Raw genomic sequence first — 21,925 nt, 5'->3', positions numbered from 1 at the left:
TCCCGCACGATGGGGATCACGTGCCGGCCGAAGTCGATCGCGTCGCCGACCAGGTCGTACCCCCGGGCGGAGAGGATGTCCAGCCCAGGTCGTAGTAGAGCAGCAGGGCCTTCGCCACCGTCTCCGGGGTGCCGACGAGCGCGTTGGAGTTGCCTTCGCCGCCGGTGGCGGCGGACGTGGGGGTCCACAGGGCCCGGTCGAAGCTCTCGCCCCTGGACGCGATGGCGATCAGCCGCTGCGCGCCCGTGTTCTCCGGGCCTTCCGGTTGGTGGCCGCGCGGCGCCTGCCGGCCCTTCGCCCGCCGTACGCTGATGGCTTCGACCGTACGGTGTGCCTTCTCCCAGGCCAGCTCCTCGGTGGGGGCGATGATCGGGCGGAAGGCCGCCTGGATGCGCGCCCGGCCGCGCGCGCCGCGGCCCAGACCGACTCGATCTGCTGGGCGGTGTCGGCCAGGGATCGCCCCACAGGCAGTAGACGCCGGCCTCGGCGCCTCCGGTGGCGTAGGCGGCGGGGGAGGAGCCGCCGAACGAGATCCCCGGATGCGGCCGCTGCACGGGGAAGACATCGCTGACTTAGAGCGGTGATGGGCCGACCGGTGGCCCTGGTCCATGAGGGCCGCTTCCCGTGGGTTCAGCTCGGCGCACACCACCAGGTTCGGCGCGCCCGTCTTGTCGTCGGTCACGACCACGGCCGCCGCTCGGCGTACCCAGGCGTGCCGCTCGGCGGCCGCGGCCGGCCGGATCCGGCACCGCCCACAGACCGTCCACCAGCAGCACGACCAGGCCGAACTCCGGCACACAGACGAGGACGGGGAAGACGAGCGCCCGGACGGCGGACCTGCGCCAGCCCGGCCAGTGCCCGGTGCCCTCGGAGACGACGCGGATGCGCATGATCTGCTTGCCGAACGTCCGGCCGCTCAGCACGTACAGGAACATGACACCGACGGCGAGCAGCGGCGCCGGCTCGTCGAAGCTCAACCAGTCCAGCAGCCCGACGTCCAGGCGGCTCGGCCTCGGCTCGAAAGCGGCCAGGAAGCTCGCGAAGAGCAGGTAGTCGATCGCGAACGCGGCCGCCCGGCGGACGGCGAATCCGCCCGGCCCGGGATCCCCTGCGGTCCGGGTGGCCAGCAGCACCAGCAGAGCGGAGAGCAGGAGGGCCGACTCATATGGCCCGTAGGAGCTCAGCACGATCGCGAACCAATCGCCGCTGAGGGCGGGGATCATCGAGCAGCCGTCGTCGGAGGTGTATGAGGGACTGAGCGGAGTCGCGACCGCGAGCAGGGTCAGCAGGCCGGCCACGCGGCGGCCGATGACGGCTCCGTTGCCGGTGGTGGCGGCCGACGTGAGCAGGCCCGCGAGGACGAGGATCGCGGGCACGCCCCACTGGACGGCCAGCCCGGCGAGGTCGTAGGCGTCCCCCAGCGGAGGCGAAGCCAGCTCGGTGAGCTCGAAGCCTGGTCCGCCGAGCAACCCCACGCAGCCGTAGACGATGGAGGAGGCTCCGTCTTGGACCTGATGGAGGATACGCGGCGGCGGCCAGGGCGGCCACCCAGACGAGCAGGGCTAATCGCGACACGAATGATCTCCATTTTTCGCGACACCCTAGCCGGTCGGCGCTGAACCCGACGATCATGCCGGGTCGTTTGCGCCTAGAGTGAGGCATGTGTGGTCCGCGCTCATCGTTGTCGCCGTGCTCGTCGTCCTCGCGGCCGTCGTGGCGGTGGTCGCCCGGCGCAGGCTCGTCGTCGTCCAGGTGAGCGGCGTGAGCATGTCGCCGACGTACCGTCCGGGTGACCGGGTGCTGGTCCGCCGGACCGGTTCGGTGCGGCGCGGTCAGGTGGTGGTCTTCGAGTCGACGCGGCCTTCGGGCTGGGGCACGGGCCCGCCGGCGGCTCCCTGGGCGATCAAGCGGGTGACCGCGCTGCCGGGCGACCCCGTCCCGGCCGACGTGGTACGGGCGGTGGCGGCCGAACCTGGCGCGGGGGTGCCCGAGCACGCGCTCGTGGTCGTGGGGGACGGCACGTCGAGCGCCGACTCACGGGTGTGGGGTTACCTGCCGGCCGACCGGGTGCTCGGCGTGGTCGTGCGAAGCCTGTCCTCCAAGCCGTCGTCCCCGGAGCCAGGGCCGTCGTCTCCGGGGCCGTCGGGAGAGCCGCTCTCGTAGCCGCTGGCCTGCAGCGTGAAGAGCCGGGCGTACTCGCCGCCCGCGGCCATGAGCTCGTCGTGCGTGCCGCGTTCGGCGATCCGCCCGTCGCTCAGCACCACGATGAGGTCGGCGTCGCGCACGGTGCCCAGCCGGTGCGAGATGAGCACGCTCGTCCGGTCGCCGCGGTAACTCCGCAGGCTGGTGTGCACCTCGTGCTCCGCCTGGGCGTCGAGCCCCGAGCTGGGCTCGTCCAGGATGAGCAGGTCCTGGCGCTGCCGCATGAACGCGCGGGCCAGCGCCAGCCGCTGCCACTGCCCGCCGGACAGCGCGACCCCGGCTTGCTCGTCACGGTCGCCGAAGATGCGGCTGAGCATGGTGTCGTACCCGCGCGGCAGTGCGGTGAGCGTGTCGTGGACGCCCGCCTGGCGGGCCGAGTCGTAGACGCGCCCCAGGTCGCCGGCCACCGTCAGGTCGCCCAGCATGATGTTCTCGGCGGCGGTGAGGTCATAGTCCATGTAGTCCTGGAACACCGCGCCGATCCGCCCGCGCAGGTCGTCCGGGCTCGCGTCGCGCAGGTCCACACCGTCCCAGGTGATCTGCCCCCGGACCGGGTCGTACATCCGGCACAGCAGTTTGACCAGCGTGCTCTTGCCGGCGCCGTTCATCCCGACGAGGGCCACCGTACGGTCGGACGGGATGAACAGGTCCACCCCACGCAGGATCCAGGGGTGCTCCTCGCTGTAGCGGAACCACACGTCGCGCAGCTCGATCCCGTCGCGCAGCGCGGGCAGGGCGAGAGGCTCGTCCGGGACGGGCAGATCGGGCGCGGCCTCCACCACCGCCGTGTAGTGGCCGAACATCAGCAGCGCGTTGTGCGCGTCAGCCCACTGGCTGACGATCATGGTCAGTGCCGCCTGGACGCCCGCGACGGCCGCGACGAACACCGTCACGTCGCCCACGCTGATGCCTCCCGAGGCGGCGCTGAGGATGGCCCACAGCAGCCCGCCGGCCGCCACGACGCTCCCGAGCAGCGCCATCACGCCCTGGCTGCGCAGGGTCCGGCGGTCGACGTCCCGCTCGGCCTGGTTGATGCCGCGCACCTCGTCGAGCATCCGGGTCCGCAGGTAGTCGCCCAGGCCGAACAGCCGCACCTCCTTGGCCGCCTCCGGCCTGGTGAGCAGATCGCCGAAGAACACCTGCCGCCGCATGGCGGGGGTGATGTCCCACATGACCTCGGCGCGCTTGCGGCTGAGCATGAGCTGGATGCGCAGCGAAGGCAGCGCGGCGACGAGGATGACGGCGACCATGAGCGGGTTGACGGCGAACAGGGTGACGGCGAAGCCCGCGAGGGTGATGAGCGCCTGACCGATCGCCAGCGCACCGATGACCAGGCGGTCCGGCGCGTTGTGGCTCGAGTCGTAGGCCAGGCGGAGCGTGTCGTGGAAGTTCGGGTTCTCGAAACGGCTGAGCCCGGGATGACGGTTGACCGCCCGGAACAGCCGGTCGTAGATGAGCAGGCGCAGCGACCTGCGCAGCTGCGCCTCGACATAGTCCGACACGTGCGGCAGCACGATGACCGCCAGTCCGGCGAGGGCGAGCCCACCGGCCAGGGGCGCCAGGGCGGCGAACCCGGCGCCCTGGACGAGCGCGTCGAGGACCAGCTTCGTCAGCCAGGCGGTCGCGACCGGCGCCACACCGGCGAGGACTCCGAGTACGGCCGCGCCGGCGGCGGCCACCGGATGGGCCGCCCAGGCGAGGGCGACGGCGACCCGGACCCGCCCGAGCGTGGGGTTCGCCATACCGGTCAGACGTTCGCCGGGATCGGGAGCTCGTCCAGGGAGCCCGCCGACGCGGTCACGACGCCCTCGCCGTCCACGAGGTAGAAGCCGGGGAACGGCGGCTGCCGGAAGGCCGCGTACACCTGGCCGTCGCGCTCCTCGGCGACCACGGTCGCGATGGCGGCGAGCGCGGCCGTGAAGGTCTCCCGCTTCGGCCCTCCGCCCACGACCAGCGCCATGACGCGGTCGCGGCCCAGGGTGCGGACCCGCTCGGCGAACTCGGGCAGGTGCTCGTCGCAGGCCGCGCAGTCGGTGGAGAACATGCCGACGACGGTCGTCCCGCCCCCGGCGCCGAACGTGGCGCGGGTGACGGAGGCGCCGGTGCTGTCCGTGGCGGTGAACTCCGGCAGCTTCGTGCCCGGTGCGGTGAAGGGGGGCGGCATGGAGGTGTTCCGCAGGATGTTCGCGTGCTCGCGGAGGCGGCGGATCACGGCCAGCAGCAGGAACAGATTGACGGCGCTCAGCACGCCGACGAAGACGACGGCGGCCACGAGGAAGGACATCGGCGTCCCTTACGGTTCAGCAGGCGGAAAAGGGGATGCCGTACGGCACCGGCCTGGCCGATGCCGTACGCTCCACCGTCGAGGGCGGCCACCGTGGCGGTCAGCGCGACGCACTCCACGCGGCCGATCCGTTCGGCTCAGGCTTAGTGGCTGCAGTACGTCTTGCCGGCGTAGATGCAGCACCTGATGCCGGTCGGCGTCCACCAGCAGGGCTCGGCCTCGGCTGTGGCGGTGGGCAGCAACCTACTGAGAAGCCGGTCGCTCATCTCATTGAGTGCACGGAACACAGGGATCCTCCTCTTGTGCGAACCGGCGGTGGGGGTGCCGGTAAGCCGACATGCGCGATTTGGGTGTTCAACGCCGCCGACAACAGGACAATAGCCACGGATGATCAACTGAAGTAAGCAGTCGGGACTGGCATCAAGCTGCAGGGCCGTGCAACTTGCTGCCACTCGTACACCAGCAGCCGCGCCGGTCCCTTTCGCTACATCGGGAGCCACATGAGTCTCAGCAGTCTCGGACTGACCGCTTTCGACGAGACGGTGTACCGCGACCTCCTGCACGGCTGCCAAGCGGCGGCGGGCGATCCGGACGCGTTGCGAGCGGCGCTGGAGCGGCTCGCGGCACTCGACCTCATCCAATTCGACCCGGCCGGCCGGCCCTCCGCCGTCGAGCCGGAGATCGGGATCAGCCGCCTGATCAGGCGCCGCCTGCTGGAGACGAGCGCGGAGCAGCGCCGCATCTCGGCCGCGTGGGAGGCGCTGCACCTGCTCAGCGCGGAGCGCCGCGGGCCCGACCGCACGGTCACGATCGAGCGGATCGACGGCGCCGACCGGATCAACGGGCGGATCTGGTCCCTGGCGCTCGACGCGCACGAGGTGCTGTCCGTGCAGTCGGAACGGCAGCGCCCGCACCCCGGCAGGCTGCCCGCCTACCTTCAGCGGCTCCAGGAGGGTGTCCGGTGGCGCACCATCGTCGCCAGGAAGGCCCTGATCGACCCGGCGCTGATGGACTACTGCATCACGCTGCACCGCGCCGGTGACCTTCACCGTATCGTCGACGACGCCGGACAGCAGATGGTGATCGTGGACCGTGCGGTGGTCTTCGTCCCCAGCGAGCCGGAAGGCGGTCACCGGAGCGCCCTGATGATCTCGCAGACGGGAGTCGTCGCGACGATGGTGGATCTGTTCGAGCGGGTGTGGGCGCACGCGGTGGATCTCGAACCCCACCCCGAGCCCGGCCTGACCTGCCGGGAGCGGCAGGTGCTGTACCTGCTGGCCAGCACCGACAAGGACGAGGTCGCGGCCAGGGAGATGGGCGTGAGCCTGCGGACCTACCGGCGGCACGTGGCCGAGCTGCTCGACCGGCTCGGCGCCGCGAACCGCTTCCAGGGAGCCCTGCTCGCCAAGCGGCAGGGCTGGATCTGAGGATCTCGTTCGTACGATGGCGTCTTTCGTGCCGCTACAGCAGCACCGGCAGCGCGACCGGCCCCTCGGTGATGATCGACGGAGTGTAGACGATCTCCTCCTCCGGCACGGCCAGGCGCAGCCGGGGGAAGCGCTCGAACAGCGCCGACAGTGCGATGCGCAGCTCCAGCCTGGCCAGGGGCGCGCCGACGCAGAAGTGCGGGCCCCGGCCGAAGGCCAGATGCGTCTCCGGGGCCCGCGCGACGTCGAAGCGCCCGGCGTCCGGGCCGTACCGGGCGGGGTCGGTGCCCGTCCCGCTGAACCCGATGACGATGCCTTCCCCGGCGGGCACCGGCACCCCGGCGATCGTCACGTCTCTCAGCGGGTAGCGCAGGATGGCGCTGTTGACGGGATTGCGGGCGCGCAGCGCCTCCTCCACCACCAGCGACCAGTCGCCGTGCTCCCGTACGAGGGCCAGCTGCCCCGGATCGGTGCACAGCGCGATGACGGTGTTGGCGAGCAGGTGCACGACCGTTTCATGGCCGGCCACGATCACCAGCCACAGGATGCCCACCATCTCGTCGTCGGACAGCCGGTCACCGTCCTCGTCCTGCGCCTGGATCAGGGCGGTGGTCAGGTCGTCGGCGGGGTCGCGGCGGCGGCGCGCGATGTGCCCGGACAGGCACGCCAGCAGGTCCGCCCCCGCCTTGGCGGCCTCCTCCGGGGCGGAGTCGTGCGCCACGATCGTCTGCGTCCACTCGCGGATCAGCCCGCGCTCCTGCGCCTGCACGCCGAACAGCTCGGCGACCACGGTGATCGGCAGCGGCTCGCTGAAGGCGTGGACGAGGTCGGCCCCGTCGCCCTTGGCGGCGAGCCCGTCGAGCAGCTCGTCGGCCAGGGCCTGGATGCGCGGCGCCAGCGCCTCTACGCGGCCCGGCGTGAACGCCCGGTTGACCAGGCTGCGCAGCCTGCGGTGATCGGCGCCGTCCTTGGTGAGCAGGTGGTTGCCCTCCAGGATTTGCCGCAGGGGCCAGTCGGCGGGGATCGTGCCGTCGTGCAGGGCGGTGTAGTTCTTGGCCTGCTTGCTGTAGAGCACGCCGTCGCCCGCGAGGACCTCGTTGACCGCTTCGTAGGACATGACACACCAGACGCGGACGCCACCTGGCAGGATGACGGGCACGACCGGCCCGGCCTCGTCGCGCAGGCGGCGGAGCGTGCGTGAGCATCGTTCGCCGGGGACCGGCAGCTGTGATTCCACGGAGAGTCCTCTGCGCTATCACTGAGTGTACTGAATCTGTCACCGTACGTGATAGCGCATGTCGTCCCCGGCGGCAACCCGGCCCGTAAGGGGCTGAGCTGGTTCGGCAGGCCGGGACGCCGTCCGGTCAGGGCGGCCGCTGGGCGAGCACGTCGCCGATACGCTGCGTCATGGTGCGCATGTCGGCAGCGCCGGAGTGTCGCGGGTGCGGATGCCGGACAGCCAGGCGTGGCCGCCGGGTACGTCGTCGAGGCGGACTCGGTACCAGCGGGTGCCTTTGGTGCCGATTTCATCGAAGACGTCGTCGCCGTCGTGAAGGACGCAGTCGGCGTTCAGTACGTCGTTGTGCCAGACGCGGTGGTTCACCACGTTGCGGGCGTCGTAGTTGAGCCGTGGGTTGATCGCCAGTCCGATGCTGCAGCCCGGGGCTCTGTCACTGCGTTTTCGGCAGCGTTCCTCGATGTTGAAGACCCGCACGGGGGCGGTGGCCCTGGCGTTTGCCGGCGGGTCGCTCCCGGCCTTCGAGCTGTCAGGCCGGTAGGCGTTCAGTACGGCGACCACGCTTGCGGTGATCGTCATCAGACAGACGATCGTCACGATCGTGAGCCTGCGACGGTGCGACCGCCGCGCTGGTTCGGGTGCGCCCCAGGAAGTCGTGGGTGACCTCGTGCTCTGGTCATCGCCGGGAACGGCCGCCGGCAGTTCGCCGGGTGACACTGATGATCGTGTGGCATCGGCGAGCGCCCACTGTCGATGCAGCTCCCGGAGTTCGTCGTTTCTCGCGCCACAGGCCTTGGCGAGTGCGTGAACTACGCCGTAGTCAGCGGGAATCTTGGCTCCGGAGCAGTAGCGGTGAAGGCTTGAACTGCTGATTCCGGTTCGCCTGGCCAGCTCTTCGAAGCTGATCCCGGCGCGATCTTTAAGCGCCCGGATCTGGGCGGCGAACCGGTCAGTTTCCTGCGATTGCACAACGTGACCCCAAACGACTCCACGGCCTGAGCGTCGACCCGTTTCCCAGCATCCCACCCGCGTCCCAGCAGGTCGGCATAACCGCAGGTTACAGCTGGGAACCCATCCCACCATCCCATCTCGCCCCGATTACTTGCAAGGTCTCCTCGCACCTTGCGAACGTTCCTATTGCGGAGGAACGGCGATGATCCGATAAACCGGAAGATCCGTAAACGGAAGCGCGACGGCCGAAACAGATCTTTGCTGCCCGGTTCGGCATTCTGAAACTCCGCAGAAAGCAAACGGCGACATCTTCGGGGAAGGAAAAGAAATGCGACTACTTCACACATTCGCGGGTCTGGCCGCCGCGGCGATCAGCGTCGTGGCGCTCGTGGGCCCGGCGACCGCCCAGGCCGCACCAGGAACCGACAAGGCCGCCGCCAGCCTCTGTGGCAGGGGCGTGTTCCTCGACGGCATCAGGGCCCTCGAGGTCAGCGAAAACGGCCGCGACGAAGTGAAGATCGTGAATGGCAGAGGCAAGAAGATCTGGCCGGTGACCGCGCCCTATGTGTCGATCGCCCGGGACCAGCGGGTCGAGGTGGACAAGTGCGTCAAGGTCGGCAGCCTGCAGAGGCTCATCGAGGTCGATGACCTCGATTCAAACGACAACCTCGGCAGCATCCGCATCCGCGGGCACGTGACCCGCAACTACGAATTCCGCAGCGGCGAGTCCAGGTACCGGATCGGCGTCATCAGCTGAGCCCACCACCTGCACCAGAGCCACGTCTCCGGAGGTCCCCGGCTGGGACCTCCGGAGAGCGGTTCTGCCAAGACCATTGGTTTGGGCCGAGGGCGCCCTGCCGGGATTGCCTTCGGTGGGTTTCTCGGGGTCGACAGCGGTGGGGTCGTCTATTCAACTGTCGCGGGTTGCCGTCCTCATAGGGCCTGGTGATCCGCGCGGCGCGCCTGGCCAAGGTCGGTCGCTCTGTCCAGAATATCGGCGTGGAGCCGCTGAAACGGGAGTCAGGGGGTCACGCTGAGAGGCGTGAGCCAGTGGATCTCCAGGTCTTCTCGTAGGTAGTCCATGCGGTGCTGCTGGAAGTGCGCGAGCTCGGGACGCGCGAGGTGCGCGCGCAGGTCGTCGGCCGACCGCCACAGTTCGTAGAACACGAACGTGCTGGGATCTGCCACGTCGCGGTGGACCTGGTACTGCATCGAGCCAGGCTCGGCTCTGGTCGGCTCCACGAATGACAGCAGCAGCCGTTCCAGCTCATCGGCGCGCTCGGGCTTCGGCCGGGCGAAGCCGTAGATACCGACTGCCCCGTCTCCTTCAGGTACGACAATCTTCATACCTGCCAACGCTAGCCATCGGTCAGGTATGATGCAAATCGTACCTAGGAGTAAGCCATGGATCTGGGCAAGGTGTTCCGCGCGCTGGCCGACGACTCCCGCCGCCGGGTGGTGGCCGAGCTCGCGGCCGACCCCGACGACCAGGAGCGCGCCTGCGGCTCGTTCGACCTGCCGGTGAAGAAGGCCGCGCGCACGCATCACTTCCGGGTGCTGCGTGAGGCGGGGCTGATCACGCAGCGTGACCACGGCAACGGCAGCGCCGTTTCGCTGCCCAGGCAGGACATCGAGCAGCATCTGCCCGGTCTGTTGGAGCTCCTGTCCGAGGAGTTGGGGCCCGGCAGCAGGACGGGCAGAGCCGGGAACACTGCGGCTGATTAGCCCACCAGGACCACCGGCCGTCCTGTTGCTCTCACAGGTCAGGGGCAGGCTGGGCGGCGACGACGTCGAGCTGGTGGCGGGTGTGAACGGACAGGTCAGAGAGCGCTTGAGATGGGCCGGCAGCGTGGCCGTGGGCGCCCTCTGAGGCTAGGCAGATGAAACCCATGATCGAGGGTAGGGGCCGCCGAAAACGAGGAGGGGGAGATGATGGCCCGGTTCGGATATTTCCTGGCGTGTGAGGAGCACGGCCCGGATGAGCTGGTTCGCCAGGCCAAGTTGGCCGAGCAGGCGGGCTTCGAGGGACTGTGGATCTCTGATCACTACCATCCGTGGACGGACGAGCAGGGGCAGAGCGCCTTTGTCTGGACGGTGATCGGAGCGCTGGCGGAGGCGATCAGGCTGCCCATCACCACGGCGGTGACCTGTCCGCTGGTCAGGATCCATCCGGCCATCGTCGCGCAGGCGGCGGCGACCGCGGCCGTTATGTCGCGCGGGGGATTCCGGCTGGGTGTGGGCACGGGAGAGGCGCTGAACGAGCACATCGTCGGGGCGCGCTGGCCGTCGGCCGAACAGCGGCGCGAGATGCTGGAGGAAGCCGTCGGCGTGATGCGCAGGTTGTGGACCGGCGAGCTGGTGACCCACCGGGGCGAGCACTACGAGGTGGACACCGCGCGGCTCTACACGCTGCCTGAGGAGCCGCCACCGATCTACATCTCCGGCTTCGGCGAGAAGGCGGTGGCGCTTGCCGGACAGATCGGTGACGGCTACATCTGTACTGGACCGGCTGCTGACCTGGTGCGCGCGTTTCACGAATCGGGCGGCCAGGGCAAGGTCGTGCAAGGCGGGATCAAGGTGTGTTACGCCTCCGACGAGGCGACCGCCCGCAAAACCGCCCACCGCATCTGGCCCACCGAGGGCATCCAGGGGGAGGCTTCCCAGCTGCTGCCGCTGCCCCGGCACTTCGAGCAGCTCGCCGGGATGGTGAGCGAGGAGGAGGCGACCCGTTCAGTGCCGTGCGGTCCCGATCCGGAGGTACACGCTCGCGCGCTTCGGGAATATGTGGAGGCGGGTTTCGACGAAATCTACGTGTGCCAGATCGGTCCGGAGCAGGACGCGTTCTTCGACTTCTACGCCGAACAGGTCCTTCCCCTCGTTCGTTGACCTGGTTCGCGACCACGGACATTCTGATCTCGAATTCGCTGACGCCATTTGCGGAAGGTAGCCAGATTCGCCGGTGCCTGTGCGGGTAGGCGACGCCCACCCGACAACAGGAGGACTCATGTCTGCTGAAGAGACAGGCCGGGTCACCGGAACCAAAGACAAGGATTACAACATCCTCTGGTTCACCGAAACCTGCTTGAGCAACGTGCTGCGTCTGGAGACTTACGCGCAAGACGCCGAGCGTGAGGGGGACCGGGAGCTCGCGGACTTCTTCCGGCGCGCGCAGGGAGAAAGCCGTAAGGGAGCCGACCAGGCGAAGGAGCTTCTCAAGAAGCGCCTCAGCAGTTGACGCTCGTACGTGGTCCGGTGGGTGCCGTGCGGCATTGCAAAGAAGGCGGCCTGGCAAGCTCTGTCAACGGTTGCTGTGGGCCCAACGGCACTGACCGGGCCAACAGCAAGATCCTGATTCGAGAAGCACCGAATGACCATGTGGTGGGGGAGGGGCTTCCTCGTCCGTCTCACCACCGCGCAGCCTACGCGGGACACGCCGAGCTTCGAGGCCGCGCCATGACGGAACGGCGGTATCCCGCCCACGTCAAGGACGCGATCAGGGGCATCCTTCCATGCCACGCGGCCCCGGCCGGATGAGCTCCGCCTGACCACTTTCTTGCAGGTCGAAAGACTGCCGCCAGGATCTGTGCCGGCCCAGGTACGGTGACGAAAATGCCGTCTGGCTTCGCTGGTCATCGTGACGACGGCACTGCTCCCAGGTGCGGTGGCACGCCCGGTGCAGAACAATCCGGACATGGGCCCAGTCGCCTGCCTCGTGCCGGGATAAACGGGCAGGTCTCTGGAGATGACAGAGGCTATGGCAAGATCCGCGCTGGTCGTCATCGACATGCTCAATCCGTACGACCACCAGGACGCCGAGCAACTCGGCGAGCGGGTGGCAGCGATCACCGAACCGCTGGCGCGACTGGTCGCGCGCGCCCGTGAGCGTGACGATGTCGAGCTGGTGTACGTCAACGACAACTACGGCGACTTCGCCACCGACCGGCACGGGATCGAGGCGCGGGCGCTGAACGGCAGGCGGCCGGATCTGGTCGAGCCGATCCTGCCGCCGCCCGGGTGCGCCTTCCTGCCCAAGGTTCGCCACAGCGCGTTTTTCGGTACCGCCCTGGAATACCTGCTGTCTCGTGCGCAGGTGGAGACGGTCGTGCTGACCGGACAAGTGACAGAGCAGTGCGTGCTGTACAGCGCTTTGGACGCGTACGTGCGGCACTACGCTTTGATCGTGCCACCCGACTGTGTGGCGGCCATCCATGAGGACCTTGGCCAGGCGGCACTGTGCATGATGGAGCGCAACATGTCTGCCCGCCTCACCACGTCAGCCGACTGCTTCGATCGTTGAGCGACGTATGACCCCGGTGCCTCCGCGCCGGCGCGTCTTTCCTGGCTGCTGATGCTCGGTTTTCGGCACTCCGCGTTTCTCCGGCAAGGCGTCCTGGCGGGTCCTGGTACCCGCCGAAGCCGTCGCACACCTGGCCGAGCCGCCCACGGTGCGGATGTGGCTCGGGCCGGGCAAGCATCTGGTCTCCTACCCGGTCTCGGCTGGACGCCTGCTCAGCCTCGCCGCGGCGCTGCCCGCCGACATCGCCGACACCGAATCGTGGACACGCCAGGGCCCGGCCGAGGAGTTCGCCGCCGCGCTGGCCGGCTGGGACCCCGACATCCACACGATCGTCTCGGCCGCGACGACAACGCTGCGCCTGCCCCTGTTCGACCGGCCGCCGCTCAAGGACGCCGGATCGGGACGCGTCACCGTGCTCGGCGACGCCGCGCACCCCATGCTGCCCTTTTTCGCCCAGGGCGCCGCCCAGGCGATCGAGGACGCCTGGGTCCTGGGCCGCAGTCTCGAAGGCGCGACCAGATCGACGGCACCGGACGCGCTCCGCAGCTATGAGAAAGCCCGTCACGCCCGCACCGCCACCGTCCAGCAACGATCCATCCGCAACGGCGATCTCTTCCAGTTGCCGAACGGCTTCAAACAGCGCGCCCGCGACGTGATCCTGCGCCGGTACAGCCTCAGCAAGTTCGACTGGCTCTACGGCTACGACGCCGACCGTGCGCTGGCGGCAGGCGCTTGACGTGAAGCCCGTTTCCATCGCCGCGAGGACGTCATGACACCTCCGCCACCGATCCGCACGTTCCGGCCGGCCAGCGTTCACCGGGCTGGCCCTCGGACCGTTCATGGCACCGCCCGGCAATGACTACCGGGGTTCCCGCCGCCGGTCAGCAGTCGTCTCGGCCAGTACTTCGGAGCGTCGCCGGGAGCGATGCTGCGCCCGAAGCGTTCGGTCACCGTCGCGATCGCCGAGCGCCGCCACGTAGCCGTCGATCTCCCCGGCCAGGTGGGGACACCCGTCGACGGGGTCATCACGTCGGCAATTCAACGCGTGAGACAGGTACGCCTGCGCCGATCGCAGCCGAACCTGCTGCTCCTCGCATGCGGTCAGCCGCGCCTGGACGGCCTGCCGCCACCCACCCGAGTGGCGGCCGCCGCTCAGCACCATCCGGATCTCATCGAGGCTCATCAGAGCCGTCTCCTGCAACAGCTGAATCAGCGCGACCCGCCGGATGTCCGCCGCGTCGTAACGCCGCCGGCCGGACTCCCGGCCGCTGGGCACCAGCAGGCCGCACTTCTCCCACCACCGCAGCGTGGACACCTCCACGCCGAAGCGCTTGGCCACCTCGCCGATCGAGAAGGTCACCGGCTCCGTTCCAGACATGAAGCCGACTTTAGCTAATAGCCGCTGACACCCAGCCAGTGACGACGCATGTGGGAGCTCGCCGGGCAAAAGGGAGGCTGGGCGCGGGTTGACCTGGATCGGTGCCGGTCTGGCCCGGTTCGGGGTCGAGGGCCGCCTATGTCTGCGGCGCTCGCGTCGGGCATTCACTGCCGCTACGGTGTCGCCACCCCCTGGCAGCCTCGGCCGATCCGGCCGGTGAGGAAGTACGACACCAGCTCGGCGGCGCAATCCGGTTCCCGGATGGCGGAGCCGTGCATGTCGTCTTCGACGGTGAACAGGGTTCCGCCGATGGTTCTGCGCATGTCCGTCGTCCATGCGTAGGGGGAGATGGATTCGTGGCGGTGGCCGGACAGCACCAGCGACCCCGCGACCCGGTTCACCTCGATCTTCTGGACGGGGAGCGGCCAGCCGGCGCATCCGGCGGAGAAGCGCTGTGCCCGGCCGGTCACCGGGTTGCGCTCCAAGCGGCGCTGGTAGGCGGTCCAGGCGGCGTCGAAGCCGAGCCGGCTGGCGTCTTCGTCGCAGAAGAACGCCTGGCTCGCGGTCGCGTTCATCTGCTCCGGCGCGCCCGGTGGCATGGCGGGCGGCGGGCCGCCGAGCATCTCCTTGACGGCGGGCGGCACGGTGGTGCCGGTGGCGTCGCGCAGCTCGCTCAGGGCCTTGGCCACCTTGGGCCAGTCGGGCGAGCCGCGTCCGGCCAGCATGGCGACCAGCGCGCCGTCAGCGACGGCGGGCACGTCGGTGTAGCGGCGGGGGCGGTCGTCATAAGCGCGGCCGAGCTTGACCACCGCGGCCGTGACCTGCTTGGCGGTGCCGCCGAAGCCGTAGGTGTCATGGCGGCGGGCGATCCAGGCCGCCAGGCGGGAGAAGCCTCGCTCGGTCGCGTCGGCGCGGCCGTCCTCGAAGTCGTCCAGGCGGAAGCGGGGCAGGGCCACGCTGTCGAGGAACATGCGGTGCACCCGGTTCGGATAGGTGCCGCGGTAGACGGCGCCGAGCCAGGTGCCCCAGGACACGCCGAGGAAGCTCAGCTTGTCCTCGCCCAGTGCCGCGCGGATGCGGTCGAGATCGCGGGCCGCGTTCAGGGTGGTGAGCGTGCCGAGGAAGTCCGGGTCGGAGCGTCCGCAGGCGGCGTTGGCGGCTTTCTCGCTCGCGTAGACGGCCTTGGCCGCCTGCCTGGTGAGCGGGCCCGGTGCGGGCGGTCCGCCGGCGGCGGGTGGGCAGGCGGCCTTGGTGCTGTGGCCGACGCCGCGGGGGTCGAAGCCGATGAGGTCGTAGCGGTCGTTCAACCGGGCGTTCTGCTCGCTCATCATGACGACCTCGACCGGCATCAGATATCCGCTGCCACCCGGCCCTCCGGGATTGAGCGCCAAGCTGCCCAGCCGGTTCGCCGAGCCGGTTGCCTTGAGCCGGGTCAGAGCGATGGTGATCCGCCGGCCGTGTGGAGCACGGTAGTCCAGGGGGACGTTGACCTTTCCGCATTCCATCCGGGCCAGCAGGGTGCGGAGCTGCGGCATCCGATCGGCGACGACCCCGCGAGCCTTGAGCACGTCGTCGGGCAAAGCCGGGCACGCATGCCAGCTGATCTCCGCAGCCGGCGTCCGCGCGACCGCAGAGGCCGGAAGCAGGGCCGCGAGCGCGGTTGACGCGACCACGGTCCTGATGAGAGACATCATTCAACGATCCCTTTCGTGATGTACGGGAGGCGGCGATCAGGTGGTGGCCAGGGCGGCCGTCGGCGGCAGGCGGGCCGCGCGCATGGCGGGGTACAGCCCGGCGATGCTGCCGACGACGAGGGTGGCGCCGATCGCACCGCCGAGCGCCCAGGCCGGGACGACGGGCGGCCAGTCCCTCGTGAGCGCGTAGCCGACGGTGGCCAGGGCTCCGAGGAGCGCGCCGGTGAGCCCGCCGAGCGCGGACAGCAGGAGGGATTCGGTCAGGAACTGGACGCGTACCTGACCCTGGGTGGCGCCGAGCGAGCGGCGCAGCCCGATCTCCTTGCGGCGTTCCAGCACCGAGATCACCATGGTGTTGGCCACGCCGACCCCGCCCACCAGCAGCGCGACCGCGCCGAGCCCGAGCAGCAGGCTGGTGAAGGCGTCGGCGGCCGCCACGCGTGCGGCCAGCGCGTCGGAGGGTCTGCTGACGGCGACCTCCTGCGGGTTCCGCGGGTTGACGGTACGCGGCAGCACCGCCCTGACCGCCTCCACCGCGTCCTCGGCGGAGCGTTCGTAGATGGTCGTGGGGTGGCCGTCGAACCCCAGGTAGGCCTGGGCGGCGGGGAACCCGACGAGCACCGAGCGTTCGATCTCGGAGGCGAGCGCCATCGGCCTGAGGATGCCGACGACGGTGAACCACCGGCTGCCCATCCACACCTGGATCCCGGTCCTGCTCAGGCCGAGCCGTTCGGCCGCCGCCGAGCCGAGCACGACGGCGGGCCTGGCCTCGGTGGCGGCGTTCAGCCAGGTGCCCTTGGCGACGGCGCCTTCCAGCGTGGTGAGCAGGTCGGCGCTGGCCGCCTGGACGGCGATGCCGCCGGTCACCGCCTCGGGCACGTGGTCGGTGCGCCGCACGGTCGCCTCGACGGTGCCGGTGGCGGAGGCTGTACGGACGGGCGCGATGCGCTTGACCATGCCCAGCGCGGTGGCAGGCAGCTTGGCCTGCTCCCCGAACAAGGTGCGGCCGGGCGTGACGGTGAGCAGGTTGGTGCCGAGCCGGTCGAGCCGGCGCAGCAGCTGCGCCTGCGACGACGACGAGATGCCGATCACCGCGACCATGGTCGCGATGCCGATGGCGATGCCGAGCGCCGACAGGACGACCCGCGCGGGACGCGCCCGCATCCCGCTCGCGCCGACGCGCAGCACATCGGCGAGGTGGAGCCGGGCGGGTGACAGTTTCGGGGGCCTCACGCGCCGCTCCCTTGTCTCGACGCGACGGGGCCGCGGCCGTTCGGGGTCTCGGCCCGAGGACGGCGGCCCCGGCCGGGCCCGTCGTCGGCGGTGATCCGCCCGTCGCGTACCCGTACCTGCCGTGGGCACCATGCGGCGATGTCGGCGTCGTGGGTGATGACCGCGATCGTGGTCCCGGCGGCGTGCAGGTCATGCAGGACGCCCAGCACCTCGGCCCCGGCGTGGGAGTCGAGGTTGCCGGTCGGCTCGTCGGCCAGCAGCAGCGGCGGATCGCCCACCACGGCCCTGGCGACCGCGACCCGTTGCTGCTCGCCGCCCGACAGCTGCTGCGGCCGGTGTTCCAGCCGGTGGCCCAGACCGACCCGGTTCAGGGCGGCTTCGGCGCGTTCGCGCCGCTCGCGCCGGGGGACGCCGGTGTAGAGCAGGCCGTCGGCCACGTTGTCCAGCGCGCTCACGCCGGCGGCCAGGCGGAACTGCTGGAAGACGAAGCCCAGATGGCGGGCGCGCAGCGCCGAAAGCTCCCGGTCCGGCAGCGCGGCCACGTCGTATCCGGCGATGCGCACGCTGCCCGACGTCGGCCGGTCGAGGGTGCCGATCAGCTGGAGCATGGTGGACTTGCCGGAGCCGGACGGGCCCACGATGGCCAGCAGCTCGCCCTGCTCGACGGTGAGGTCCACGCCGCCGAGCGCCTCGACCGGCCCGGCGTACACCTTGGAGACGCCGCGCAACTCGACGACGCTCATGGGGCGGGCACTCCCACCTTGACGCCCTCGGCCAGGCCGGTGCCGCTGATCTCCACCTTGCCGCCGCCGAACGCGCCGACCTTCACGGCTACGATCCTGGTGGCGGCGCCTTCGACGACCTCGACGCCGTAGCCGCCCTCGCGCAGCGCCAGCAACGCCTCGACCGGTACGGCCAGCACGTCCTTGCGGCGTTCGCTTTCCAGCTCGACCTCCACGGGGGCCTGGTCGAGTTTCGTCCGGGGCGTCTTGTCCAGGGTGATGTCGACGTCGATCGTGGTCCTGCCGCTGTCCTGTCCCTGCGCCGGCTGCGTCGACCGGGCCACCGTGCCGACCGTGGTGATCTTCCCGGTGATCTGCTCCCCGCCCGGCAGTTTGACGGTGACCTCCGCCTCCTTCTTGGCCAGGGCCTGATCGTCGGTGTCGAGGTCCACGTGCACCAGGCGCCGTACGCCGCTGACCGTGAGCAGGTGCTGTCCCGGCCCGGTACGCCCGCCGACCTCGATCTTCGCCTCGGTCACGCGGACCGCGGCGGGCAGGAACACCACCTGGGCCGCGTCCACCCGTCCCGTCCTGGTCAGGCCGAGATCGTCCTGCCATTGCCGGACGGCCAGGTAGGTGGCGTAGCTGAAACGCTCGTCCACGGTCAGCGAGTCGCCGTAGCCGAGGGCACGCAGGTTGCGTTCCAACTGCTCGATGTCGGGACCGTTGCCGGCCCCTTGGCTCAGCTCGCGATACAGCGGCAGCCCGCCGTACATCAGCACCAGCGGCTTGCGGTCCACCTTGAGCAGCGGCCGGCCGCGGCGGATCATCGCGCCCTCGGCCGCCACCCAGGTGACGGTGCCGGCGATGGCGCCCGTCACCTGGTGCGAGCCGGAGTAGGTGAGAGCGCCGTCCACGGTCTTCGCGTCCACCAGGTCCTGCCGGGTGATCGTCGCCGTGGCGGGAACGGCCTGGGCGCCGGACGGCGTCGTCCCGGCCTCGTCACCGCCGCCGGACAGGGTCACCGCCGTCCAGGCGACCGCCGCCGCCAGCACGACACCGCCGCCGAACGCCCATGCCTTCCTCACGGCTTGAGCGGCAGATCGGCGGAGAACTCCTTGCACGCCTCGTGAGCCTGCTTGACCTTCTCCTCGGGCGTCCCCGCCGGGACGTTGATCTCGACCTTCCCGTCCGCGCCGGGGTCGGGCATGTCGATGCCGTGCTGGCGCATGCACTGGGCGAGCTTGACCAGCATGTCGCGTTCACCGGGGTCGATGCCCTTGCCCTGCTCGCCCACGGCGGCCTGCAGGAACTGCTTGCATGCCTCCTGCGCCTTCTTGGCCTTCTCGCCGTCGCCGGCGCGTTCCTGGATCGCGATGGGGCCGCCGGGCTCGGGGTCGGGCATGTCGACGCCGTGCTCGCGCATGCACTGGGCGAACTTGAGCGCCGCCTCCCGCTGATCGGCCGGTGCCGAGGCCGCGGACGACGCCGGTGCCGATGACGTGGCTGTGTTGCCGCTCGCGCCGGCCACCCCGCCGTCCTCGGCTGTGGCGCCACACGCGGTCAACGCCACAGCCATCAGCGGCACGGCCAGCATCAAGCTGATCTTCATACTTCTCCTGTCTGGGTTCGCATCGTGATGGTCGGCAGATCCCGCCGGGCTGCAGCCGGGCGACCCGTCGCCGCTTGTGCCGGTGGGAAGGGTCAGCGCCGTCGCGCCTCGTTCCCTTCGCCGTCCGCTCCTCACACCCCTACTTGGGCCGGGCAGCCAAAAGCGTTTCCAGCGCGCATCACGACGACGTTTCTGCCCGTCCGGCCTGTTCGCGGCGAAGCCCCGGACCGGATCCTGAAACGCCTCCCGGTGCTTCGCCCAAGTGAAGAAGTAGGGCGAACGACGCGACAACGGAAGGCATGCACCGTGACCTCATCCACCCGCCTCCTCCTGACGTACCGGAACAGTCAGCCCCATGGCTGGCCCGCGCGGCCGGGGCAGGAGGTCGGCGCGACCGTCGGCGGGCACACCGCGGCCAAGGACTTCACCTTCAACGCAAGGTCCTACCGCATCGGCCTGCTACCGCTCGGCGAGGCGGGCGGGTCGCCGCAACCGCTCTACCAGGACGTACCAGCGGACCCCGCCATCGACTTCAAAAGAACTCTCGCCAAGGCGTTCGGCGCCCGCTATTCGTTCACCTACGTGGGCGGTTCCCGGGCCAGGCACGCGTTCGAGGTCCAGTCGTACAGCGTGTACGCCTACCAGGACGGCTCGCCCGACCTGAGTTACGGCGCCGATCTGTACGTCGTCTGCGACCCGCCCCCCAGCCGCGGCACCATGCGATGGATCCAGGTCGGCAAGCGGATCGTGGCCGGCGGACCCTCCGCCGCCCAGGTCGACAACGCCGGACGCCCCAACCCCTTCTACAAGTACGGCGGACGCACCTCGGTCTACGGCGATCAGGTGGTCAACTTCGCCTACGGCGTCCTGCCGGAACAGACGTCCGCCCCGTCGGACGTCCAGTTCCTGGCCGAGACGTTCCTCGTGCAGGACACCGGGACCAAGGACGCGGCCGGAAAGGCCGTCGTCAACGTCTTCGGCGGCATCAAATACGGCTGGCAGCTGACATCGCGCGCGGCCGGCAACTGAGAACCCACAACCATGAACCAACTCACCCGCCACGACGATCGTGAGGTTGCCGGCTCCATGCGTTCGACCCAGCTCCACCATGCCGCCGATCCGCTGCGCCCGTCACGAAGGTCCGTGCTGGGAGGCGGCAGCCTCCTGGGCCTGTCCACGCTCGCCGGCGCGACCACGCCCGCCGCGGCCGTGTCACGGACGCACGTCGTGCGGGATTATCAGCCCAGCCGGCCACACGGGTGGTACCAGGGCTCCACGGTCGGCGGACACGTCACCTCCAAGGACTTCGAGCACAACGGCAAGCCCTATCGTGTCGCCCTGCTCCCGATCAGCCCATCCAGCGATGATCCCCACCTGGTCTACCAAGACGCTCCGGCAGATCCGGCCGTCGATTTCCAGCGGCATCTCGCCGAGGCGTTCGGAGCCCACTACACCTTCACCTACGCGGGTGGTCTCCGTGGCCGTGAGGAGTTCCGCATCCAGTCGCACAGCGTGTACACCAGCAGACCGGCGGGAAACGCAGCCGCTCTGGACTGCGGCGCCGACCTGCACGTCGTCTACCGCCCCGACCCCCGCAAGCAAGATCCGGCCGCCACCGACAAGCTGCAGTGGATCCAGGTCGTCAAGTCGCTGGGCCCACCGCTCGACAACCTCTGGCGCGCCAACCCGTTCTATCTCGCCGGCGGCCTGACCTCGGTCAACGGTCAGAACGTCTGCAGCTTCTACGACGCGCCCTCAGTGGGCGTCGGAAGGCCTGAGGCCACGGTGCAGTTCCTGGCCGAGACGTTTCTCGTACAGGACACCGGAACCAGGAACGCGGCCGGAAAGGCCGTCGTCCACGTCTTCGGCGGCCTCAAGTGGGGCTGGCAGGTGAAGCTTCTGCAGGACTGAGCGCGCGCAGTTGACATACTGACCTTGAGCCAATATTAATGACCTGAGGTCACTAAGAGGTGACCCGCTCATCACGCAATTGGATTTGCTTCCTGTAGAGACGACCTTTGGCCGTGTCTTCTCGCCGGAAAAGATAATTCAGATGACCGATTCGCCAGATTACGGATGACACATACACTACGCTTCCCGATCGTGCGGCCCGCGCAGGAGGCGTGGCCTGTCTCCGGGGTGTCTTCCGCTCTCGGAGATCCGGCGGCGTGAGCGGGTCCACTTCGCCGTTTTACCATTCTCCGTTTCGACTAAAGGAAGAACTATGGCACGACATCACTTAGCCAGTAGACGCCGATTTGTCGGCGCTGTATCAGCAGCCGCGGCCCTTGTCGCTTCTGTCCTTGTCGTCGCCGCAAGCCCGGAACGGGGCCTTGCGGAGTCGAATGTCCGGTTGGCCGCCGGCTCTGAGACGGTTCAGCAGGCCGCCGCCACTCCCACGCCTACGCGCAGCCGCAAGCGCAAGCACAAGCCGAGGCCCACCCCCTCGAAGAAGCCCACCGCATCTGCTACGCCGACCAAGACTCCCACCGCATCTACCACGCCGACCAGGACTCCCACGGCAACCCCGGCCGCCACGCCGACCAAGAGCCCCACGGCGACTCCCACCGCCACGCCGACCAAGAGTCCCAGCTCCACGGCGTCGGCTTCGGCGACACCCAGCCAGACCGCGGTGACGGCGACTGCGCGGCTGCACGCGCGGCCCAATGACGGTTCGGGTCTGTGGCCGGACTTCTCCAACACCGGCTACCAGCACACGCCCGCCAACGCGGGCGGTCTGGGCCTGGGGGCCTATCCGGGTAAGCTCAAGGACCACACGACGGGCATGAGCTCGGCCAAGCCGTTGCGGCTGGAGTACAAGGACGGCAGCGTCATCTCCTTCACGCACTTCCTGGCGCAGAAGGTCATCATCTACGGCGACAATCTGA

Annotated in this window: 25 protein-coding genes; 11 read left to right on the top strand and 14 right to left on the bottom strand. The window is 69.6% G+C overall.

Annotation, left to right across the window (positions count from 1 at the left end; all coding sequences use genetic code 11):
- Positions 1-16 precede the first annotated feature (16 nt).
- On the bottom strand, positions 17-565 hold the full coding sequence (locus tag ABEA43_RS62760) for an LLM class flavin-dependent oxidoreductase (protein ID WP_345578741.1): 549 nt from the start codon (positions 563-565) through the stop codon (positions 17-19).
- A 7-nt stretch (positions 566-572) separates the two neighbouring features.
- Positions 573-1,475, bottom strand: a complete 903-nt coding sequence (locus ABEA43_RS62755) for an RDD family protein (RefSeq protein WP_345578738.1) — start codon at positions 1,473-1,475, stop codon at positions 573-575.
- Between the two features lie 187 nt (positions 1,476-1,662).
- On the opposite strand from ABEA43_RS62755, the gene ABEA43_RS62750 reads away from it, so the two are divergent.
- Positions 1,663-2,163, top strand: a complete 501-nt coding sequence (locus ABEA43_RS62750) for a S26 family signal peptidase (protein ID WP_345578735.1) — start codon at positions 1,663-1,665, stop codon at positions 2,161-2,163.
- Here ABEA43_RS62750 and ABEA43_RS62745 read toward each other — a convergent pair.
- The 3 genes from ABEA43_RS62745 to ABEA43_RS62735 all read right to left on the bottom strand — a co-directional run bounded on the left by ABEA43_RS62745 (position 2,049) and on the right by ABEA43_RS62735 (position 4,752).
- Complete coding sequence (locus ABEA43_RS62745) at positions 2,049-3,944, bottom strand: ABC transporter ATP-binding protein (protein ID WP_345578732.1); 1,896 nt, start codon at positions 3,942-3,944, stop codon at positions 2,049-2,051. The two genes, ABEA43_RS62750 and ABEA43_RS62745, sit on opposite strands and share 115 nt — an antisense overlap.
- A 5-nt stretch (positions 3,945-3,949) precedes the next feature.
- Positions 3,950-4,486, bottom strand: a complete 537-nt coding sequence (locus ABEA43_RS62740; protein WP_345578729.1) for a redoxin domain-containing protein — start codon at positions 4,484-4,486, stop codon at positions 3,950-3,952.
- Between the two features lie 143 nt (positions 4,487-4,629).
- Complete coding sequence (locus tag ABEA43_RS62735; protein ID WP_345578726.1) at positions 4,630-4,752, bottom strand: hypothetical protein; 123 nt, start codon at positions 4,750-4,752, stop codon at positions 4,630-4,632.
- A 234-nt stretch (positions 4,753-4,986) separates the two neighbouring features.
- On the opposite strand from ABEA43_RS62735, the gene ABEA43_RS62730 reads away from it, so the two are divergent.
- Positions 4,987-5,913 (top strand): helix-turn-helix transcriptional regulator, encoded by a 927-nt coding sequence (locus ABEA43_RS62730; RefSeq protein WP_345578723.1) that lies wholly within the window; start codon positions 4,987-4,989, stop codon positions 5,911-5,913.
- A 34-nt stretch (positions 5,914-5,947) separates the two neighbouring features.
- Here ABEA43_RS62730 and ABEA43_RS62725 read toward each other — a convergent pair whose 3' ends face one another.
- Together ABEA43_RS62725 and ABEA43_RS62720 are read right to left on the bottom strand one after the other, a co-directional pair.
- Complete coding sequence (locus ABEA43_RS62725; protein WP_345578720.1) at positions 5,948-7,150, bottom strand: cytochrome P450 family protein; 1,203 nt, start codon at positions 7,148-7,150, stop codon at positions 5,948-5,950.
- 168 nt (positions 7,151-7,318) lie between these two features.
- Positions 7,319-8,119: a helix-turn-helix domain-containing protein gene (locus ABEA43_RS62720; RefSeq protein WP_345578717.1), complete on the bottom strand. Its 801-nt coding sequence runs from the start codon at positions 8,117-8,119 to the stop codon at positions 7,319-7,321.
- A gap of 310 nt (positions 8,120-8,429) precedes the next feature.
- Here ABEA43_RS62720 and ABEA43_RS62715 point away from each other — a divergent pair, with 310 nt between their 5' ends.
- Complete coding sequence (locus ABEA43_RS62715) at positions 8,430-8,858, top strand: hypothetical protein (RefSeq protein WP_345578714.1); 429 nt, start codon at positions 8,430-8,432, stop codon at positions 8,856-8,858.
- Between the two features lie 263 nt (positions 8,859-9,121).
- On the opposite strand, the gene ABEA43_RS62710 is transcribed toward ABEA43_RS62715, so the two are convergent.
- The gene (locus tag ABEA43_RS62710) at positions 9,122-9,448 is read right to left on the bottom strand and encodes a putative quinol monooxygenase (protein WP_148434218.1); all 327 of its coding nucleotides are present in this window, start codon (positions 9,446-9,448) and stop codon (positions 9,122-9,124) included.
- Between the two features lie 57 nt (positions 9,449-9,505).
- Here ABEA43_RS62710 and ABEA43_RS62705 point away from each other — a divergent pair, with 57 nt between their 5' ends.
- The 5 genes from ABEA43_RS62705 to ABEA43_RS62685 all read left to right on the top strand — a co-directional run bounded on the left by ABEA43_RS62705 (position 9,506) and on the right by ABEA43_RS62685 (position 13,134).
- Entirely contained in the window at positions 9,506-9,826 is a 321-nt protein-coding gene (locus ABEA43_RS62705; RefSeq protein WP_345578708.1) for an ArsR/SmtB family transcription factor, read from the top strand.
- 207 nt (positions 9,827-10,033) lie between these two features.
- Positions 10,034-10,987, top strand: a complete 954-nt coding sequence (locus tag ABEA43_RS62700) for a TIGR03557 family F420-dependent LLM class oxidoreductase (RefSeq protein WP_345578865.1) — start codon at positions 10,034-10,036, stop codon at positions 10,985-10,987.
- A 118-nt stretch (positions 10,988-11,105) separates the two neighbouring features.
- The gene (locus ABEA43_RS62695) at positions 11,106-11,336 is read left to right on the top strand and encodes a hypothetical protein (protein ID WP_345578705.1); all 231 of its coding nucleotides are present in this window, start codon (positions 11,106-11,108) and stop codon (positions 11,334-11,336) included.
- A gap of 519 nt (positions 11,337-11,855) precedes the next feature.
- On the top strand, positions 11,856-12,398 hold the full coding sequence (locus ABEA43_RS62690) for a cysteine hydrolase family protein (protein ID WP_345578703.1): 543 nt from the start codon (positions 11,856-11,858) through the stop codon (positions 12,396-12,398).
- 154 nt (positions 12,399-12,552) lie between these two features.
- Complete coding sequence (locus ABEA43_RS62685) at positions 12,553-13,134, top strand: FAD-dependent monooxygenase (protein ID WP_345578862.1); 582 nt, start codon at positions 12,553-12,555, stop codon at positions 13,132-13,134.
- A gap of 123 nt (positions 13,135-13,257) precedes the next feature.
- On the opposite strand, the gene ABEA43_RS62680 is transcribed toward ABEA43_RS62685, so the two are convergent.
- From ABEA43_RS62680 to ABEA43_RS62655, 6 genes are all read right to left on the bottom strand, one after another.
- Positions 13,258-13,776 (bottom strand): MerR family transcriptional regulator, encoded by a 519-nt coding sequence (locus ABEA43_RS62680; RefSeq protein ID WP_345578700.1) that lies wholly within the window; start codon positions 13,774-13,776, stop codon positions 13,258-13,260.
- Between the two features lie 173 nt (positions 13,777-13,949).
- Entirely contained in the window at positions 13,950-15,470 is a 1,521-nt protein-coding gene (locus tag ABEA43_RS62675; protein WP_345578697.1) for an alpha/beta fold hydrolase, read from the bottom strand.
- Between the two features lie 36 nt (positions 15,471-15,506).
- Positions 15,507-16,703, bottom strand: a complete 1,197-nt coding sequence (locus ABEA43_RS62670) for an ABC transporter permease (protein WP_345578694.1) — start codon at positions 16,701-16,703, stop codon at positions 15,507-15,509.
- The gene (locus ABEA43_RS62665; protein ID WP_345578691.1) at positions 16,700-17,446 is read right to left on the bottom strand and encodes an ABC transporter ATP-binding protein; all 747 of its coding nucleotides are present in this window, start codon (positions 17,444-17,446) and stop codon (positions 16,700-16,702) included. Before ABEA43_RS62665 ends, ABEA43_RS62670 begins: the two co-directional genes overlap by 4 nt.
- The gene (locus ABEA43_RS62660) at positions 17,443-18,513 is read right to left on the bottom strand and encodes a peptidoglycan-binding protein (RefSeq protein ID WP_345578688.1); all 1,071 of its coding nucleotides are present in this window, start codon (positions 18,511-18,513) and stop codon (positions 17,443-17,445) included. The genes ABEA43_RS62665 and ABEA43_RS62660 overlap by 4 nt, the downstream gene beginning before the upstream one ends.
- On the bottom strand, positions 18,510-19,037 hold the full coding sequence (locus tag ABEA43_RS62655; RefSeq protein WP_345578685.1) for a hypothetical protein: 528 nt from the start codon (positions 19,035-19,037) through the stop codon (positions 18,510-18,512). The genes ABEA43_RS62660 and ABEA43_RS62655 overlap by 4 nt, the downstream gene beginning before the upstream one ends.
- A 306-nt stretch (positions 19,038-19,343) precedes the next feature.
- Between ABEA43_RS62655 and ABEA43_RS62650 the strand changes: the two genes are divergently transcribed.
- From ABEA43_RS62650 to ABEA43_RS62640, 3 genes are all read left to right on the top strand, one after another.
- On the top strand, positions 19,344-20,066 hold the full coding sequence (locus tag ABEA43_RS62650; protein WP_345578682.1) for a hypothetical protein: 723 nt from the start codon (positions 19,344-19,346) through the stop codon (positions 20,064-20,066).
- A 57-nt stretch (positions 20,067-20,123) separates the two neighbouring features.
- Positions 20,124-20,948: a hypothetical protein gene (locus tag ABEA43_RS62645; protein WP_345578679.1), complete on the top strand. Its 825-nt coding sequence runs from the start codon at positions 20,124-20,126 to the stop codon at positions 20,946-20,948.
- Positions 20,949-21,669: 721 nt separating this feature from the next.
- Positions 21,670-21,925: hypothetical protein (locus tag ABEA43_RS62640; protein ID WP_345567242.1), on the top strand; the 256-nt coding region annotated here is incomplete at its 3' end.

Source organism: Nonomuraea rosea (assembly GCF_039539705.1).
GTDB classification, from domain to species: Bacteria; Actinomycetota; Actinomycetes; order Streptosporangiales; family Streptosporangiaceae; genus Nonomuraea; species Nonomuraea rosea.
The sequence above is the reverse complement of the archived record's forward strand: the minus strand, read 5'-3'. Positions and strand labels throughout refer to the sequence as shown.